This window comes from Pseudomonas sp. BE134 (genome assembly GCF_031456105.1).
Classification (GTDB): domain Bacteria; phylum Pseudomonadota; class Gammaproteobacteria; order Pseudomonadales; family Pseudomonadaceae; genus Aquipseudomonas.
In genome coordinates this window covers 26828-42628 of record NZ_JAVDUA010000016.1, presented here as the reverse complement: position 1 = coordinate 42628, position 15801 = coordinate 26828, and the positions used below count along the sequence as shown (strand labels likewise).

Here is a 15801-nt window from a genome sequence, read left to right as displayed (position 1 = left end):
TCACTTTGGAGTAAAAACATGAGTTGGGTCGTTGAGCACGCGCGAGCTATCAAGCGTAGTTGCTGGATGATAGCGGCCGTTTTGTCGATGCTGACGGTCGTTGGCGTTGTCAATCACTATCAGAGTCAACACGTCATACTGTTGGAGAGTCAGCAAGCACTGCTGTCCCAACGAAGCGCCTGGGGTTATTCCAACCTGTTGGGCAATCTGCAAACCCATAAATTGCAACAATCATTGCTGATGGCAAATCCGCCTCCGCAAGGCTGCCTGCCGGATGAGTACATCGCCGGCCAGCAACGGGCCACGCAGACGTTATCGGCGGAAGTCGAGGGGCTATCAAAGTACACACTACGCGTGCCGGTACACCAACTGGCTCCTTTGCCCAAACCGCAGGGGCCACGCATGAGCCTCATTGACGGCGGTATCCGCATGACCAGCCGGCAATTTCTGGGCTATACCTGCGACAGGCGTTATGCGGTGATCCAGGAAACGCAAACCCGGTTACAACCCCAGCCGCTGCTACCGCCCCTGGTATTGGGGCCAGCGGTTACCGATAGGCTTGTCGTTCATGTCGCCGTGTCACACGGCCAAGAGCCTGCTTTGTATTTCGACATACGTTTCATCGCCGGCAAGGCAGAGTTTGTGCCTGCCACAGGCGCAGACTGGTCGATTTCGCAACCTATTCAAGTGCAAGGCGAAGACCGCTTTTTTCACCACTATGCGAACCTGCATCAAGGGCTGCAAATGCGCGTCTACAGTGATCCACTGGCACCGGATTTTTTGCCGCAGTTCCTGAGAATGAACAGCCTCGGGCTGTTGTTGGCGGCCGGAATACTGGCCTGCTTACTGCTGATCAACTGGCTGTTGACCCATCTGATCAATACCAGCGTGGTGCATCATCAGGCGGCCACCCACGACTTCCTCACCGGCCTGTACAACCGCCGGGCGGCCATGACGCTGACTGAAGTGGAATTGGCGCGCGCCACGCGCAAGCTCGGTTCGTTGTGCATATTGATGCTGGATATCGACCACTTCAAGCGGGTCAATGATACCTATGGCCATGACGGCGGAGATCAGGTGTTGAAGTTCCTTGCACAACTGCTGACCGAGACAGTCCGACAAGAGGATCTGGTCGCCCGCCTTGGTGGTGAGGAGTTCCTCATCGTGCTGCCGTACACCGATCTGGCAGGTGCACAACAGATGGCCAATCGTCTGGTGCAAACACTGGGCAGCTCAACGCTGGTCTATGCCGGCAACCGTATTGGCGTGACCTGCAGCATGGGTGTCAGCGCCTGGCATGGGCCCGGCGACAGCGTTCAGACGTTGCTGATCCGTGGGGACCTGCTGCTTTATCAAGCCAAGCAGCAAGGCCGCAACCGCTATGTAAGTGAAACCCTGCCCTATTCCACCTCAACTGCGCACGCCTGAACCCTACCCTCAACCTGGACTCGTTATCACAGGATGTTTCGATGATCACCACCAAGGCCGTGGCGACGACCCCTATCGTCAAGCACGATCAACGTCCGACGCTACTGGTGGTCGACGACACACCGGACAACCTGAACCTGATCGCAGGGCTGTTCATGCACGACTATCAGGTCCGGGTTGCCCAGGATGGTCATAAAGCGTTGGCCATCTGCACCTCGGACACGCCGCCGGATCTGCTGTTACTTGATGTCATGATGCCGAACATGGACGGGTTCGAACTGGTCAGGCACCTGCGCGGCCATCCCCGCGCCAGTCGGATTCCCATCATCTTTATCACCGCGATGACCGACCCCGCATCCCGTCGGCAGGGGCTGGAATTGGGTGCGGTCAATTTTGTGACCAAGCCCATAGATCCGGAGTTGTTGCAGTTAAGGGTCAATAACCAGCTACGTCATGTGGAGCGGCACAAACAGCTGCAGACCGACTATAACGGCCTGTTGGCACTGGCGCATTTGCGCGACGACATCGAGCAGTTTGCCCGCGATGACCTGAAAGCACCGCTTGTCTCGATTCTGGGGCTGGTGCGTGCCCTGCTCGAAGACGGCAATCTGCTGCGAGGTCAGCAAGGTGTATTGCGCCTGCTTGAACAAAACAGCAGTCAATTACTGAACCTGCTCACGGTCTCGGGCGAACTCTGCGAGACAGACGTCGAACATTTTCAATTGCAACCGATGCAGGCGCAGATCGTACCGATGCTTCGGCGCCTGGTCGAAATCGCGCGGCTAAGCTTCAAAGGCAAGGACGTGCCCCTGGCGCTGCAAGATGACGCAGCCGATACCCGGCTCACTGACCGGGAGGATGGCTTGCGGCATTTTTCGCAGCTCGACGAGCTGTTGCAACATTGCGGCGACGCTGCGGCCATCGGATCGCGCGTCAGCATTGCCGTGTAATGGGGTGACATTTGTTTTCAGCACCTGTTGCGCGAAGAGGTTGGCCAAAGCAACGAATGCCCGCTTAACTCTAGGGGTCGACGACACGTCTTCGACTTACCTTTTTGCCTCATACAGATGGTCGACATGGGTCAACTGCTAATTGATGAACATCTGGTATTCGACGAGAACAACTTCCTGTTGTTTCGCGTTGAAGCAACCAATGAGGAGCCTTTGCGCATCGGTGCAATCGCCAGCCGATGCCTGGCGATGCTGCTCCGGTCGGGTGGATCGGTGGTGCGCAAGCGCGAACTGATGGCCGGCGCGTGGGGCCAATACGGCCTGGAAGTGACCGACAACAGCCTGGCTCAGGTTGTCCGGCAATTGCGCCTGGCGCTGGAAAAACTGCAGCCGGATCGCGAATTCATCCAGACCTTGCCACGCATAGGCTACAAGCTCGCCGATGGCGTGAGGGTCGAGGAATTGCCAGCCACTGCGAATGCGGTGTCTGCCACGTACGCGGTTGAGACGGATAGCGAGGCGCTCGCCCCTGTTATGTCTTCTGTATCGACCCTGGCCGCTGCCGAGGACGTACCCGTCGTGCTGCCATCAATCGGGGCAATGCCGGCGTCAGCCGAGCCCGATTCAGGCGCGCTGCCCGTGCACCCGATAACGTTACCGAGGCGTTGGGGGTTGTGGCTCGCATTGCCCCTTTGGGGTGTATTGGCCTTTCTGGTGGGAAGAAGCTGGCTGGCACCGACGCTTGAGGTGGTACCGCCAGCGTTCGAAGCGCCGGTCATGATGGACGATGTGCATGTGCATCTATCCGCTCAAGAGCCACAACCTGCGGAGGCGCCGCACCTGAAATTGATGGTTCAGCACAGCCGCAAACTGGCGGAGCACCTGGGCATTTCGGAGCAAAACATCCACCTGTACCTGTTACCGTCGCGTCGTGGGGCAGACCAGATTCTTTGCGATGGCGAACTGGAAACAGCGAGCAGTCGCTGCATTGGCGTACAACAACATGACTAGACGTGCCGCAAATGCAGGTTGGTGCCTGGCCTTCGTACTCGTTGGCCTGTTGTGTGTAGCACTGGGGCGCGTGTCGGGCGAGCAAAAGGCGAACCTGGACCTTTGGTGCACTGGAGAGAGCGCGCATCAAGTGCCCTCTCCAACGCGCCCGTCATGGCTGACGACTCGCTTCAGAGTGGATTTGAGGCCCGCCGGGGTCAGCCATATGCGTATGGTGGCCCAACTGATTGATGCCAACTCCGGGGCGGAAATAGGTACCCTGCGCCGCAACAGCGCCTTTCGGGTGCAACAAGAGGGGCACCGCTTGCACATAAATGTTGAGCGCAGCGCCAAAGGCGAAACGGACAGCACGATTCCTGAACTGGTAAACACACTGGGCCTGTTTATTTTCCGGCCGGACAGCAGCCTGAGTTACTGGATGCGCCCGTTGTCCGAGACGCGTTACCTGTTCGATGATGGGAATGACATGTTCATTCTGTGCAGTAAAAGATGACCCCGGCGAACGCCAAAGTGCACAGCCCCACACACGCCTGAGCTGTTGATACAGGGGAAACGGGATGACCGAAAAAACAGCGCACCAATGCTGGTCATGGGTTCTCCCCTCCCTGCTCGCCATCAGCCTTGCGCTGACAGCGGGATGTTCAAGCAAAACATCCAGGCATCGCTATTCGACTGCAAGCCTGGGCTCCAATTGCTATGCAAAAGCGCTACCCACTGCCGGTGAAGGCGGCCTGGCGTGGGGCTCCACCCTGAACATTGCCCGCCAAAAATCCCTGAATAATTGCATTCGCTATGCCGGCCGCTCAGGCGGCACGCCGAACACCTGCCAGGTGGTGTTGGCGGAATGTAAAAAACGATAGGGGTAGAAAGCGGCGAACCCGGCCGTTTCATAGTGGTCACAACAAGTGATGGCATCGCGCCTTGGGTTTCCTGCATTCCAGCGCGACGCTTGCAAACCACACATATCAGGGTGCGCCGGATAACTTCAGTCGGTTTGGTTCCTGTCTGACGCAGGTACTGACTGCTGCTCTCATCCAATGCTCCCTTCTCGGAGTACGGAAATGACTCAATCAATGCGCTACTTTCTATCGATCTTCCTCGCGTTAGCTACGCTGGCCTCGACGAGCCTGCTGAACAGTGCCAGTGCAGAAACCGCAGAGGATCTGAATAAAGACGCTGTGCAAGCATTGGAGACGCTCTACAAAGCCAATCCAACAGCCAAATCCATCTCGCAACAAGCCAAGGCCGTGCTGGTCTTCCCCAAAATCATCAAGGCTGGCCTGGTCTTCGGCGGCAGCTATGGCGAAGGTGTATTAATGAAAGGTAAGACCGTCGTGGACTATTACAACTCCGTGAGCGGGTCGTGGGGGCTGCAGGCGGGCGCCCAGTCCTATGGCTATGCAGTATTTCTGATGAATGATAAAGCGGTGAATTATCTGGCTGAGTCCAAGGGTTGGGAAGTTGGCGTGGGACCAACCGTGGTTGTCGTGAATGAAGGGATTGCGAAGAACCTGTCCAGCTCGACGCTCAAAGATGATGCGTATGCGTTCATCTTCGACCAGCAAGGCTTAATGGCCGGGGTCAGCATCGAAGGTTCGAAAATCTCCCATATCAAACGCTAAAAGCGGCCAGGCACGAATCACCCCATCGGTTGCCCCCCAACCCTTGGGGTGAAGTCCATTAAGTAGAAGCGATCAAGTGCGGCCCACGGAACCGGTAACCGGCAGGTTACCCAGCAACTTGAGCCCCGTGGCTTTCACGAAAGCGTCATAGTCCATCGGTCTCTCGATACGGGTTTCTGCGTTTGGTAGCACGTACGCCCACGCACGTTGGGACGATGCGTCATAGACCAACTTGAACAGGCGGCTCGGCACCCAGACTTTATTGTCGCCAATGGTGGTGTGTCCCGGGTCAAACAGCGGGCCGGTAAACACATAAACGTTGCCCTCGGCGCGCTTGGCAAACTTCCTCACATCAGATTCGACCTTGCTCCAGATCTTCCGGTTGTTGGTGGGGTCTTGCGGCACCATGTTCGACAGCGCGAAGGACTGAGCCATTGCATTGGGGTTCGGAGCATCGGCTGCCGGGGATTGATGACCGCGGTCCACCGCCGGATGCTGGCTGCGGTAGTCGCTCAACTCTGCCCGCCCACTCTTGGGGATGCGTGGATCCGCATAGAACTGATTGGTGCGCTCCTCCCCTTTGGCATCCTGAAGCTGGGCGGCATTCAGACGCTCGACCACGACCAGCGGCGTCTTGCTGGTTTGCGAGTACAGCACCGCGAAGTGGTCGGAACACAGGGCCAAGGGATTCATGGTTGCGGGCACGGTGGCGATGTTGATCGGTTTGGCTGCCGGGAACAGATCTGCACAGCCGTCGAACGATGCCTGCTTCTGCTTGTTTGAATAAAGGTCCAGCGCCGCGCTCTTGCTGATCGAGCCCGAGCGGGACACTTGTTCCTGTGCCTGGGTGGGCGGCTTTAAGAGATCCAGCAGGTTGCGGGCTTCTGCCCCGGAGGAAAGCAAAACAAGGGCCGAGAGCCCAACTGCAATTTTGCGTAGGTGCATGCGTTTTAGATCTTCGAATTGGATTAAGGGGTAAACGGACGGAGAGGACCACCGCTGACGGTCGCGCGGGGTTTATTGACCATCACAAATCCCGTTAGTGCTGAACGGCGGCTGCATTCTACTCGCCAATGCACGTCGAGGAAGCAATCAGCAAAAAACGCTCAGAAGCGAACGCCAAAAGTCAGATCACCGCGTTGACTGATATCAAAAAGCAATCTTTCTTAAACAAGTGTTTGGCAATTCATCACATTTGCGTATGATATGTATTCTCAAATAACACCAATTCAAATGTGAGCTCACATGACCGCCCCCATCCTCCTGTGTTCAAAAAACTCCGTTACGCCGCGTGCGCCTCTGGCACTACGCCCTTTGGCTCTCGCAGTGCACATGCTGACAGCCGGTATCGCCTTCGTTGCGCCCTCCGTGCAAGCGGCGGAACAGACTGAGCAGACCGAGACGGGCAGCGCTGTGACCTTGCCGGCTATCGCTATCACTGAGACGGCCACGGGTGAACGCAGCGCCATCACCGAGGGCACTAACTCCTACACGACCGAATCTGAACGCACGGCCACCCCCTTGAACCTGTCTCCGCGGGAGACACCGCAGTCGGTCGGCGTCGTCACCCAGCAGCGCATACAGGACCAGGATCTGCAGACAATCCTCGACGTGGTCAACAATGCCACCGGTGTGTCGGTCAACCGCTACGAAACCAGCCGGGCACAATTCAACGCCCGTGGCTTTGAACTCAACTCGCTGATGATCGATGGCGTACCTACCATCTTTGAACAGCCATGGAGTTCGGGTGAGATTTTCAGCAGCCTGGCCATGTATGACCGCGTTGAAGTGGTCCGCGGAGCCAACGGTTTGATGACGGGTGCCGGCGATCCGTCCGCGTCGATCAATATGGTGCGCAAGCGCGCTTACAGCACTGAACTGAACGGTTCGCTGGAAGTGAACGCCGGTACATGGGACACCTATGGTGCCCAGGCCGATGTGGCCACAGCGCTGAACGAGGAAGGTACGATTCGCGCACGGTTGGTCGGGGAGACCAACGAGGGTGACACGTGGATCGATATGAATTCGAACAAGCGCCAAACCCTCTACGGCACCATGGATATCGACCTGACGCCCGACACCACGGTCTGGTTCGGTTTGAGCCATCAGGAAAACAACGCCGAATCACCGATGTGGGGTGGCCTGCCCGTCTGGTACGCCGATGGCAGCCGCACCAACTGGAGCCGTTCCAAGACAACCTCCGCTGACTGGAGCAAGTGGAACACGACCTACGACACCTACTTCGTCAATCTCGACCACAAGTTTGCCAACGACTGGCAAGCTCACCTCAGCTACAACCGTGGCGAGCGAAACGGCCACTCTTCCCTGCTGTACCTTTCCGGCAATCCGGGCAGGGACGGTAGCGCGCCGATGTTTTCGTTCCCGGCAACCTACAAGACCAGGACCACCCAGGACGACTACGGCATCCGTTTCGATGGCCCGTTCTCTCTGTTGGGTCGTCAGCATGAAGCGGCCTTTGGTTATATAGACAGCAAGCAGAAGTTCGACGCCGATTCACTCGACGCGCAAACCGGTTTTGACGGCGTGGCCAATTTCGATACCTACAAGGGCGATTTCCCCGAGCCGGTATGGGGCCCAAGGACCGATTACGGCTACAGCGAAACCCGGCAAAAGGGGCTATACACAGCCACCCGTTTGAACGTGACCGACGATTTGAAAGTGATTCTGGGTGCGCGTGAGAGCTGGTACGAGAAGACCAGTGATGACGTTTTTTCGGAAGTGAGCAAGGTCGATGTCGATCATGAATTCACCCCTTATGCAGGCGTCGTCTACAACCTCACCGAAAACCTTTCGGCCTATGCCAGCTACACCGAAATCTTCCTGCCGCAATCGGTGCGCGACAGCAGTGGCAAGACATTGGAGCCCATCGTTGGCGAGAACCGGGAAATCGGCCTGAAGGGTGAATACTTCGGCGGTCGCTTGAACACCTCCGCTGCGATTTTCCAGATCAAGCAGGATAATCTGGGCCAGAATACCGGCGTGCTGATCGATCCATCGAACCCCGTGGGTGGCTTCGCGTACGAAGCCAGTGAAGGCGCAACCAGCAAGGGCTTCGAACTGGAAGTGTCCGGCGAGCTCGCAACGGACTGGAACGCAACGTTGGGTTACACCCAGTTCAAGGTCGACGATGCCAACGGCGACGACGTCAACACACTGTACCCGACCAAGCTGCTGCGAACGTTCACCACCTACCGTCTGCCCGGTGCTTTCAACAAGCTGACCATTGGCGGCGGGGTTAACTGGCAAGACTCGATCTACACCTACGCCCTCAACCCGGCCGGCAACTCCGAGAAAATCCAGCAGGATGCCTATGCGCTGGTCAACCTGATGGCTCGCTACGAGATCACCGATAACCTCTCGGCGCAGGTGAATGCGAACAACGTCACCGATGAAAAGTACTTCGACATCTTCGATGCCTTCGGCGCCCTGACATACGGTGCACCGCGTAGCGTTACGGCTTCGGCGAAGTATCGCTTCTAAGACACCAGGTTGGGTGGCGCTGCTCGTTGCTATCCCCACCTGAACATGACGCAGAAAACACAACACCGGCCTGGCGCCGGTGTTGTGTTTTCTGCTGATTGCGCAGCGACTCCGTTGAGCCGGGTGTGCAGAGCTTCTTTAGCGATATCCCCGCTTCATCAGCCTGATGATCACCACAGATCCTCAAGCAACTCCAGCGCCTGATCAAAATCGAAGCTCTCGGCTTGCTGGACAACCCGATGTAATTGCTCGGCCACCCGAGGGCCTGCAGCCAGCCCTTGTAGTTTGTGCAAGGCCGTCAGCGCCTGGGCGTCACTCTCGGCCAGCAGCTGCCGCACGTGAATCAATTGCGCATGCCATTCGCTGTCGAACGGTGGCGCGGCTGATGAATCGACGGGCTCTGTCGATTCGTTCAGTACCAACAATCCTTCAAGCACCGGCGTCAGGCAGCGTTCAACCTCCGCCAGTCGTTCAACCAGATCCTGCTCCACCGCACCGTTCAGACACGCCTGTTCCAGATGGCTGGCTGCATTTGCCACATCAATGGCTCCGATATTGCCCGCTGTACCCCGTAGGGTATGGGCCAGTCGAACCGCCACCGTTGGATCGCTTTCACTTCGGGCTGCCAGAAATTCGGCGCAAAAGGCCTGCTGGCTGGAGCGAAATTTGCGCAGCAGGCGCAGGTAGAGTTCGACCTTGCCCATGCAGGTGGCCAGGCCTGCGTTCAAATCAATACCGGGAAGACTGGCTGGCAGGCCAGCGGCCGTCATCGTGGTGACGGGCGACACGTCGGCCGCAGGCGCGCCACGACCAGGTCTGGGATGTATCCACTTGGCCAACGTGGCGAACATGTCCTCGACGTTCAAGGGTTTGGAGATGTGATCGTTCATGCCACAGGCAAGCGCCCGTTCGCGGTCCCCTGCCATCGCGTCGGCCGTCATGGCGATCACCGGCAGATTCGCCCAACGTGACTGTTCGCGTATCTTGCGGGTAGCGGTATAACCGTCCATCACCGGCATCTGGCAGTCCATCAACACACCATCGAGGTCAGCATCGCGCTCCAGCTGGTCGAGCGCCTCTGCGCCGTTGACCGCCAGGCACAGCTCGATACCGGCGCTTTCCAGCAATTCACACGCCAGCTCGCGGTTCAACTCATTGTCCTCCACCAGCAGCAGTCGCGCGCCACGCAGGCTGGCCATAGTGCTGGCACTATGGTCGAGTCGCTCGCTGGCCCGGGTATCGGTCTGAGGGATCTTGCCGAGTACCCTGCCCAGCGCCTCAAGCAATGTCGACGGCGTCACCGGCTTGGTCAGCACCACCGGCAATTGAATGCCTTGCCGGCTGGCCTCTTCGCGGGCTTCCTCGCGACCGAACGCGGTGACCATGATCACCGACGGCGTTTGTGCGAGTTTGGCGGCCTGCATCTGCCGCACCGTCTCCACCCCGTCCATGCCGGGCATGCGCCAATCCATGAGCACCAGATCATAGGGCTGCGCCTTGGCTTCGGCCTCCAACAGCAAGGTCAGTGCGGCTGGACCACTTTGTGCGACGTCCACCTCCACGCCGAAGCTGCGCGTCATGCCAGACAAAATCTCGCGCGCGCTGGCGTTGTCGTCGACCACCAACACACGACTGCCGAACAATTCGTCGGCAGTCGCCATGCGCCGCAATTGAACATCGCGTTGCACGCCCAGGCTCACCTCGAAATGAAACGTGGAGCCGTGGCCCGGTTCGCTCTCCACCCAAATGCTCCCGCCCATCAACTCCACCAGATGCCGGGAAATGGCCAGGCCCAACCCGGTGCCGCCATATTTTCGGGTGGTGGAGCTATCGGCCTGGCTGAACGGCTGAAACAGGCGCGAGCATTGCTCGGTGCTCATGCCGATCCCGCTGTCACGCACCCAGAAATGCAGATGCGCCTCCTCTCCTGCAGCACCTCGCAGCTCTACACCGAGCACGATCTCACCCTGCTCGGTGAACTTCGTCGCGTTGTTGCCCAGGTTGACCAGTATCTGACCCAGACGCAACGGATCGCCGATCAACGCGGTCGGCAACTCGGCCGCAATGTTGAATAGCAATTCCAGGCCTTTGTCCTCGGCTTTCAGGCCAATCATGTTGGCAAAGCCATCCAGCACGTTCTCGAGGTGGAAGGGAATGTGTTCGAGGTGCATCTTGCCGGCCTCGATCCTGGAGAAATCGAGGATGTCGTTGATGATTGCCAACAGGTATTCCGCCGAACGATGGACCTTCTCGATGTAGTTGCGCTGGCGGTGGTCGAGCTCGGTGCGCAAGGCCAGGTGGCTCATGCCAATGATGGCGTTCATTGGCGTGCGGATCTCGTGACTCATCGTGGCCAAAAAGTTGCTCTTGGCCCGAGTCGCCTCCTCGGCGGCCTCGCGTGCGCGCTGCACCTCGGCCTCGGCAGTCTTGCGCTCGGTGATGTCAAAATACCAATTGGCCCACACGCCCCGCTCTCCCAACGTCATCGTGACGGTCGACACCAGTACATCGAAGCGTTCGCCTCCCGCGCGTTGCAAGCGGGCCTCGAAGTTCAGCACCGGCCCTTGCGACGCTGCTTCGAGAAAGCGCTCGTGTGCCTGCGGGTCGACCCAGAACTGTGCCGGATCCGTATCTTCGAGTTCAGCGAGACGGGTGCCGAACAAACTGTCGAACTGTGGATTGCAGTAGGTCGGACGGCCATCGACATCTCTGATCACCATGGCCACCGGGCTGCTGTCGAGTACGGCGCGCAACTGTGCCTCGTTGGCCTTGAGCGCCTGCGCCTGTTCCTCCAGCTTCAGCGCCTGCTCCGCCACTTCATTGGCCTGGCGACGGGTTTCTGCCAACAGGGTCTTGACCGCCTCATTTCGTTCCATGATGGCCATGGCAGCAGCCAGGCGTGGGGTCGCTTCATGCAACAGCTGCCATTCGCGCTCACCCAACGGCGCCAGTCCGGCCAGCTCAAGTACGCCCAGCAGCCGCTCGCCATGCACGATGGGTTGCAACAGCAGGCAACTGGCGGGAATCTCGCCAAGCGGCGAGTGCAAACGCCAGTATTGCTCCGGCAACGCTTGAAACTGACGCGGCTGGCGATCCACCGCGCACTGCCCCAACAGGCCATCGCCGAACATGACTTGCGCTTCGGGTGGCCGCTCGGAATCAGTGGCATAGCGGCCCATCAGCAGCAGCTGACCGGCGTCCTCTTGTGCGCTATAAAGCACCCCTTGGCAGATACCGTGCAGGTTTGCCACGTGTTGCAGGAACACCTGCGCCAGCTCGGCTGGCGTTTCTGCCTGTTGCAGATCGACCTGCAACTGGGCGGTATGCGCCTTGATCCAGCGCTGACGCTCCAGTTGTTGGGACTCGGTTTGCAGTTTGGCAATGGCCCGCGCCAGATCACCCGTTTCGTTGTTCAGGTCGGTGTGGGGTATCGGTTGATCGAGCTGCCCTGCGGCCAACTGGTCCACCGCAGCCCGCACCCGGTTGAGCGGGTTGCGGATCGACTGGCTGACCAGCCAGGCCAGCAGCAGCGCCAGCGACAATCCACCAATCAACAGTATGTAGGTCAGCTTGGTGCTGCGTTCGGCAAAATCGGCAATTTCCTTGGCCGTGTCGCGAATCGAGGCTTCCTTGATCTGGGCGATCGCATACAAAAGGGTATCGGCCTGCTTGGCAAGTTGCTGGAACTCACGGCTATTGACTAGCGCCAACGCCTGATTCTGCCGCCCCTGATCAATCAACAAAAAGGCCTGTTCGCTATGCCCCTGCAACTGTTGCGCCAGCAGGTCGAACTCGGCGAGGCGCGCCAGGTTCTCCGCACGTCTGAGGGTCACTTTGCCGTTGGCCAGCGCCACCTGCAGGCGATCCCGGGAATCGTGCAGCTGCTGCAGGGATTCAACGCGAATCTGTGCGCTGTCGGTACCCACCGCCCGCTGAAGTGCTTGCATCATATGAGGCATTTGCACCCGTGCTTCTTGCAGGTGCTCCATGCCGACCAGTTCCTGGAGATAGAGGTTTTGCATGTCCTGTTTCAGCGATTGCTGGGTACGCAGGCTTTGCACCCCGAGTACCAGCACCAATAGCAGCAGCGCCGCGAACCCCAGAATCAGTTTGTGCATAAGCGCGAGGCGCTCAAGCAGCGTGCGCAATCCAGCCATGGTCTAACCTCGTGAACCTGATGAATACACTGACAAAGGGGCCCCGTAATTGCGGGTTCACTGAGTCTGGCCGCTACGTTCCAGGGCCGCCAGCTTGCCGGCCATGTCCTGATCGGTATCGGCGAAACGCGCGGCAATGGCCAGGAACTGTTCAACGCAGACCAGGAAGGCATCGCAGATGTCAGGGTCGAAGTGCGTGCCTCGCCCCTGACGAATGATCTCGACGGCCTGTGCGTGGGGCATCCCCGGTTTATAGACCCGACGGCTGATCAACGCGTCATAGACGTCGGCCACCGCCATCAACCGGGCGCTGATGGGGATATCGTCAGCAGCCAGCCCCTGCGGGTACCCGCTGCCGTCCCATTTTTCCTGGTGACTGTAGGCAATCTCCTTGGCCAGAGTGAGGAAGTCGGCGCGAATGCCAAGCGCATCCTCGGCATGCTGGATGGCGTCACGCCCCAGCGTTGTGTGAGTCTTCATGATCTCGAACTCTTCCTCGGTGAAGCGTCCCGGCTTGAGGAGGATATGGTCGGGAATGCCGACCTTGCCGATGTCGTGCAGCGGCGCCGACTTGAACAGCAACTGGATGGTCTCTTCGCTGAGAAAGTGGCTGAAACGCGGATGTTCCCGCAAATGCTCTGCCAGCACCTTGATGTAATGCTGGGTCCGCCGGATATGGTTGCCCGTTTCGTTATCGCGGGTCTCCGCCAGTGACGCCATGGCCTGGATGGCCACATCCTGGATTGCAATCACCTCGCGGGTGCGGCGCTCCACCTCCTGCTCCAGATAGTCGTTGTGATCGCGCAGGAAGTCTTTCGCCGCCTTGAGCTTGAGCTGGGTATCCACCCGCGCCAGAACCAGCGCTGGCCGGATAGGTTTGGTGATGTAGTCGACAGCGCCTAGTTCCAGACCATGGATCTCATCTTCGGTCCCGGCCATGGCGGTCAGAAAGATGATCGGAATATCGCGGGTACGCGGATCGCGCTTGAGCTGATCGGCCACTTCATGGCCCGACATCCCGGGCATCATGATGTCGAGCAGGATCAGGTCCGGCAGCGGGTCGCCCTGCAATACACGCAAAGCCTTTTCACCGCTATTGGCAACCTTGACCCGGTAGCGATCCTTGAGCAGATCAGTCATCAGCATGAGGTTATCGGGCGTGTCATCGACCACGAGAAGCGTGGGCGGACTGTAATGATTCTGTTCAGTACTCATTCGGGCGGCTCCATTGCCAGTCATTGACATCCCAAGGCGACATTTCCACCCCAGCGCTGGGAAGCTTAGCTGCAGTTATCCACGGCCGCCCTGTCGGCGTCAAACTGCTCAATGGCTGGATTTTGATCCTATCCTTTATTACGTTACTGCCGCTCACTCAGCAGTTCGGCAATCAATTGCGTGGGCTGCATCTTCGCTGATTGGGCGATCTGGTTGAGGCTGTCGCTGGCCGACGTCACTGAAAGCCCACGTTGGCGCAGCCGCGAAACCAGTTCATCAGGTGTGTTCTTGAAAAGGGCCGCGCTGTCGGTCAAAGGCGCCTTGGTCACCAGTTGCACGGCGGCAAATGCCGGATTGCCCCCCTGCCTGCCACCCATGCCGGAAATGACGAAGGGCACTGCAACCAATATCGAAAGCAACAGCGGTACATAAAGTGACTTGCGCTTGATATACCCCATTAGAGGCCCCCAGTTCTTCCACAAGTGCAGTGCAAATGGAACCAGAAGAACAATGCTGAGCCATTCATGCATGCCATGAAACAGCGCCGGTGCCCAATGGAAGAACAGCGCCACGCCAGAAATCATAGAGACAATAAAGAAGCCAGTGGTCAGAGGCGTTGCGAATCGATTAATCAGGTTTTTCAAGGGGTATCTTCCAGGTTTCAATCATCTTGGGGTCAGCGCGCAAGCGGGCTCGCAGGACTTGCAAGAGGGATTTTCAGGCGATGGTTTGAGACACGAATGGTACAGCCGTTTTGTGTAAGTAATTTGTAAGCAGGAGTAAAACTTCTATTTACATTGACCCTTACAACGACATCGCCGACAGCACAAAAGTTTGAAAAGTTAGATGAGTGCAGTAAAGCACTAATGCACCTGAAAGGTTTCCAGGTAAGCCAGCAAGTTGTCGATCTTTTCCGGATCGCTGAGTCCCCAGAAAATCATGCGGGTGCCGGGGACCACTTCTTTCGGTGCTTCGAGGTACGCGATAAGTGTTTCGCGATTCCAGACGATACCGGCGGATTTCATGCCGTCGGAATACTGATAATCCGCAGTGCTGCCCGAAGGTCGTCCAAAGATGTTATTGAGTTGCGGACCAAATGAACCCCGTGCCGATTCGCCGACCTGATGGCACCCCCCGCAGATTCGTTTGAACAATGTCGCACCCGCTTCAACATCGCCGGCCGCGTGTGCCGGAACGCTCAACAAACTTGTATTGAGTAGACAGGTGAAGATAAATACGGCGACTTGCTTCATGGGCTGTTTCCGAGTTTGTAGGGCCAGGCGCGAGTGAATCAATGGACGCCTGCTTGCAGACGCAAAAGTCTACGTAAAGAATGACTCTCTTCGTAGCCCGGCGTATCGGCGCCTGACAAACATTTCACTGGAGACAACCGTGCCACCCCTGACCGCCCGCGAGGTTTACCAGACATTGCGCAACGCCGCCCTGGGCATCCACCCTTTGCGACGCCTCGATAGACCCTCCACGCCCGGCCAGGTGCAGGTCGACATCGAGGGCTGGTGCCTGACCCTCGACGTCGATGGCGTCCATGTGCGCCACTGCCAACGCTGCCACAGCCCCGATGGCCGCGAGGGCGATCTCGACAGTTGGCAACGGTACGGCACCGACCCGCTCAGTTTTCTCAGCGCGTGGGAGCTGGCGCAGATTGAGCGGCTGCTGACTGAGGACTGAGCACCTTTTGGCTTGACTGATCGGCTGTCGCTCGCCCAGTGCTCGAATGTCACTGACTGACGGCCCCCGGATCCGTCTCGCACCACGGACAGCGTTTCCTCTGTTCCCGGCTTAATGCCAAAATACAACGCACAGGTCACCCGTCCAGCCCTTGCCGCGTAATGCAGTGCAACGAGAATTCGATATGAAAGCCCATTTTCAGTTAAGTGATGCCCCGAAATCCCGCGT

The 15801-nt window shown here is 58.2% G+C and carries 13 protein-coding genes; 8 read left to right on the top strand and 5 right to left on the bottom strand.

All coding sequences use genetic code 11. From position 1 onward, the window contains the following. The first annotated feature begins 18 nt into the window (after positions 1 to 18). The 6 genes from J2Y56_RS14930 (at position 19) to J2Y56_RS14905 (ending at position 5011) form a co-directional block, all read left to right on the top strand. Entirely contained in the window at positions 19 to 1428 is a 1410-nt protein-coding gene (locus tag J2Y56_RS14930) for a GGDEF domain-containing protein (RefSeq protein WP_007947863.1), read from the top strand. 41 nt (positions 1429 to 1469) lie between these two features. Then, positions 1470 to 2378 carry a response regulator gene (locus tag J2Y56_RS14925; RefSeq protein ID WP_007947862.1) on the top strand — a complete coding sequence of 303 codons (909 nt, stop codon included), beginning with the start codon at positions 1470 to 1472 and terminating at the stop codon, positions 2376 to 2378. Between the two features lie 126 nt (positions 2379 to 2504). After that, entirely contained in the window at positions 2505 to 3389 is an 885-nt protein-coding gene (locus tag J2Y56_RS14920; RefSeq protein WP_033049566.1) for a transcriptional regulator, read from the top strand. Between the two features lie 205 nt (positions 3390 to 3594). Continuing rightward, positions 3595 to 3882: a hypothetical protein gene (locus tag J2Y56_RS14915; protein WP_157214455.1), complete on the top strand. Its 288-nt coding sequence runs from the start codon at positions 3595 to 3597 to the stop codon at positions 3880 to 3882. A 64-nt stretch (positions 3883 to 3946) separates the two neighbouring features. Then, a complete protein-coding gene (locus tag J2Y56_RS14910; protein ID WP_007947858.1) occupies positions 3947 to 4249 on the top strand; it encodes a hypothetical protein in 303 nt (100 codons plus the stop codon). Positions 4250 to 4450: 201 nt separating this feature from the next. Further along, entirely contained in the window at positions 4451 to 5011 is a 561-nt protein-coding gene (locus J2Y56_RS14905; protein WP_007947857.1) for a YSC84-related protein, read from the top strand. Positions 5012 to 5083: 72 nt separating this feature from the next. On the opposite strand, the gene J2Y56_RS14900 is transcribed toward J2Y56_RS14905, so the two are convergent. Next, positions 5084 to 5956, bottom strand: a complete 873-nt coding sequence (locus J2Y56_RS14900) for a DNA/RNA non-specific endonuclease (protein WP_007947856.1) — start codon at positions 5954 to 5956, stop codon at positions 5084 to 5086. 387 nt (positions 5957 to 6343) lie between these two features. Here J2Y56_RS14900 and J2Y56_RS14895 point away from each other — a divergent pair, with 387 nt between their 5' ends. Next, positions 6344 to 8512 (top strand): TonB-dependent siderophore receptor, encoded by a 2169-nt coding sequence (locus J2Y56_RS14895; RefSeq protein WP_033049564.1) that lies wholly within the window; start codon positions 6344 to 6346, stop codon positions 8510 to 8512. 170 nt (positions 8513 to 8682) lie between these two features. Here the strand turns inward: J2Y56_RS14895 and J2Y56_RS14890 are convergent, their stop codons facing one another. The 4 genes from J2Y56_RS14890 to J2Y56_RS14875 form a co-directional block, all read right to left on the bottom strand. Next, complete coding sequence (locus J2Y56_RS14890) at positions 8683 to 12669, bottom strand: response regulator (RefSeq protein ID WP_007947854.1); 3987 nt, start codon at positions 12667 to 12669, stop codon at positions 8683 to 8685. Between the two features lie 57 nt (positions 12670 to 12726). After that, positions 12727 to 13884: a two-component system response regulator gene (locus tag J2Y56_RS14885; RefSeq protein ID WP_007947853.1), complete on the bottom strand. Its 1158-nt coding sequence runs from the start codon at positions 13882 to 13884 to the stop codon at positions 12727 to 12729. 143 nt (positions 13885 to 14027) lie between these two features. Next, entirely contained in the window at positions 14028 to 14528 is a 501-nt protein-coding gene (locus J2Y56_RS14880; RefSeq protein WP_007947852.1) for a DUF4405 domain-containing protein, read from the bottom strand. A gap of 219 nt (positions 14529 to 14747) precedes the next feature. Continuing rightward, a complete protein-coding gene (locus tag J2Y56_RS14875) occupies positions 14748 to 15137 on the bottom strand; it encodes a cytochrome c family protein (RefSeq protein ID WP_310350984.1) in 390 nt (129 codons plus the stop codon). 139 nt (positions 15138 to 15276) lie between these two features. On the opposite strand from J2Y56_RS14875, the gene J2Y56_RS14870 reads away from it, so the two are divergent. After that, the gene (locus J2Y56_RS14870) at positions 15277 to 15573 is read left to right on the top strand and encodes a hypothetical protein (protein WP_007947850.1); all 297 of its coding nucleotides are present in this window, start codon (positions 15277 to 15279) and stop codon (positions 15571 to 15573) included. The last annotated feature ends 228 nt before the right edge of the window (positions 15574 to 15801 follow it).

Excerpts from the sequence above, each read along its gene's own strand:
- J2Y56_RS14910 (WP_007947858.1), top strand. The coding sequence starts at position 3,947 with ATGACCGAAAAAACAGCGCACCAATGCTGGTCATGGGTTCTCCCCTCC.
- J2Y56_RS14930 (WP_007947863.1), top strand. The coding sequence starts at position 19 with ATGAGTTGGGTCGTTGAGCACGCGCGAGCTATCAAGCGTAGTTGCTGG.
- J2Y56_RS14900 (WP_007947856.1), bottom strand. The coding sequence starts at position 5,956 with ATGCACCTACGCAAAATTGCAGTTGGGCTCTCGGCCCTTGTTTTGCTT.
- J2Y56_RS14905 (WP_007947857.1), top strand. The coding sequence starts at position 4,451 with ATGACTCAATCAATGCGCTACTTTCTATCGATCTTCCTCGCGTTAGCT.
- J2Y56_RS14920 (WP_033049566.1), top strand. The coding sequence starts at position 2,505 with ATGGGTCAACTGCTAATTGATGAACATCTGGTATTCGACGAGAACAAC.
- J2Y56_RS14875 (WP_310350984.1), bottom strand. The coding sequence starts at position 15,137 with ATGAAGCAAGTCGCCGTATTTATCTTCACCTGTCTACTCAATACAAGT.
- J2Y56_RS14885 (WP_007947853.1), bottom strand. The coding sequence starts at position 13,884 with ATGAGTACTGAACAGAATCATTACAGTCCGCCCACGCTTCTCGTGGTC.
- J2Y56_RS14890 (WP_007947854.1), bottom strand. The coding sequence starts at position 12,669 with ATGGCTGGATTGCGCACGCTGCTTGAGCGCCTCGCGCTTATGCACAAA.
- J2Y56_RS14895 (WP_033049564.1), top strand. The coding sequence starts at position 6,344 with ATGCTGACAGCCGGTATCGCCTTCGTTGCGCCCTCCGTGCAAGCGGCG.
- J2Y56_RS14915 (WP_157214455.1), top strand. The coding sequence starts at position 3,595 with ATGCGTATGGTGGCCCAACTGATTGATGCCAACTCCGGGGCGGAAATA.
- J2Y56_RS14925 (WP_007947862.1), top strand. The coding sequence starts at position 1,470 with ATGATCACCACCAAGGCCGTGGCGACGACCCCTATCGTCAAGCACGAT.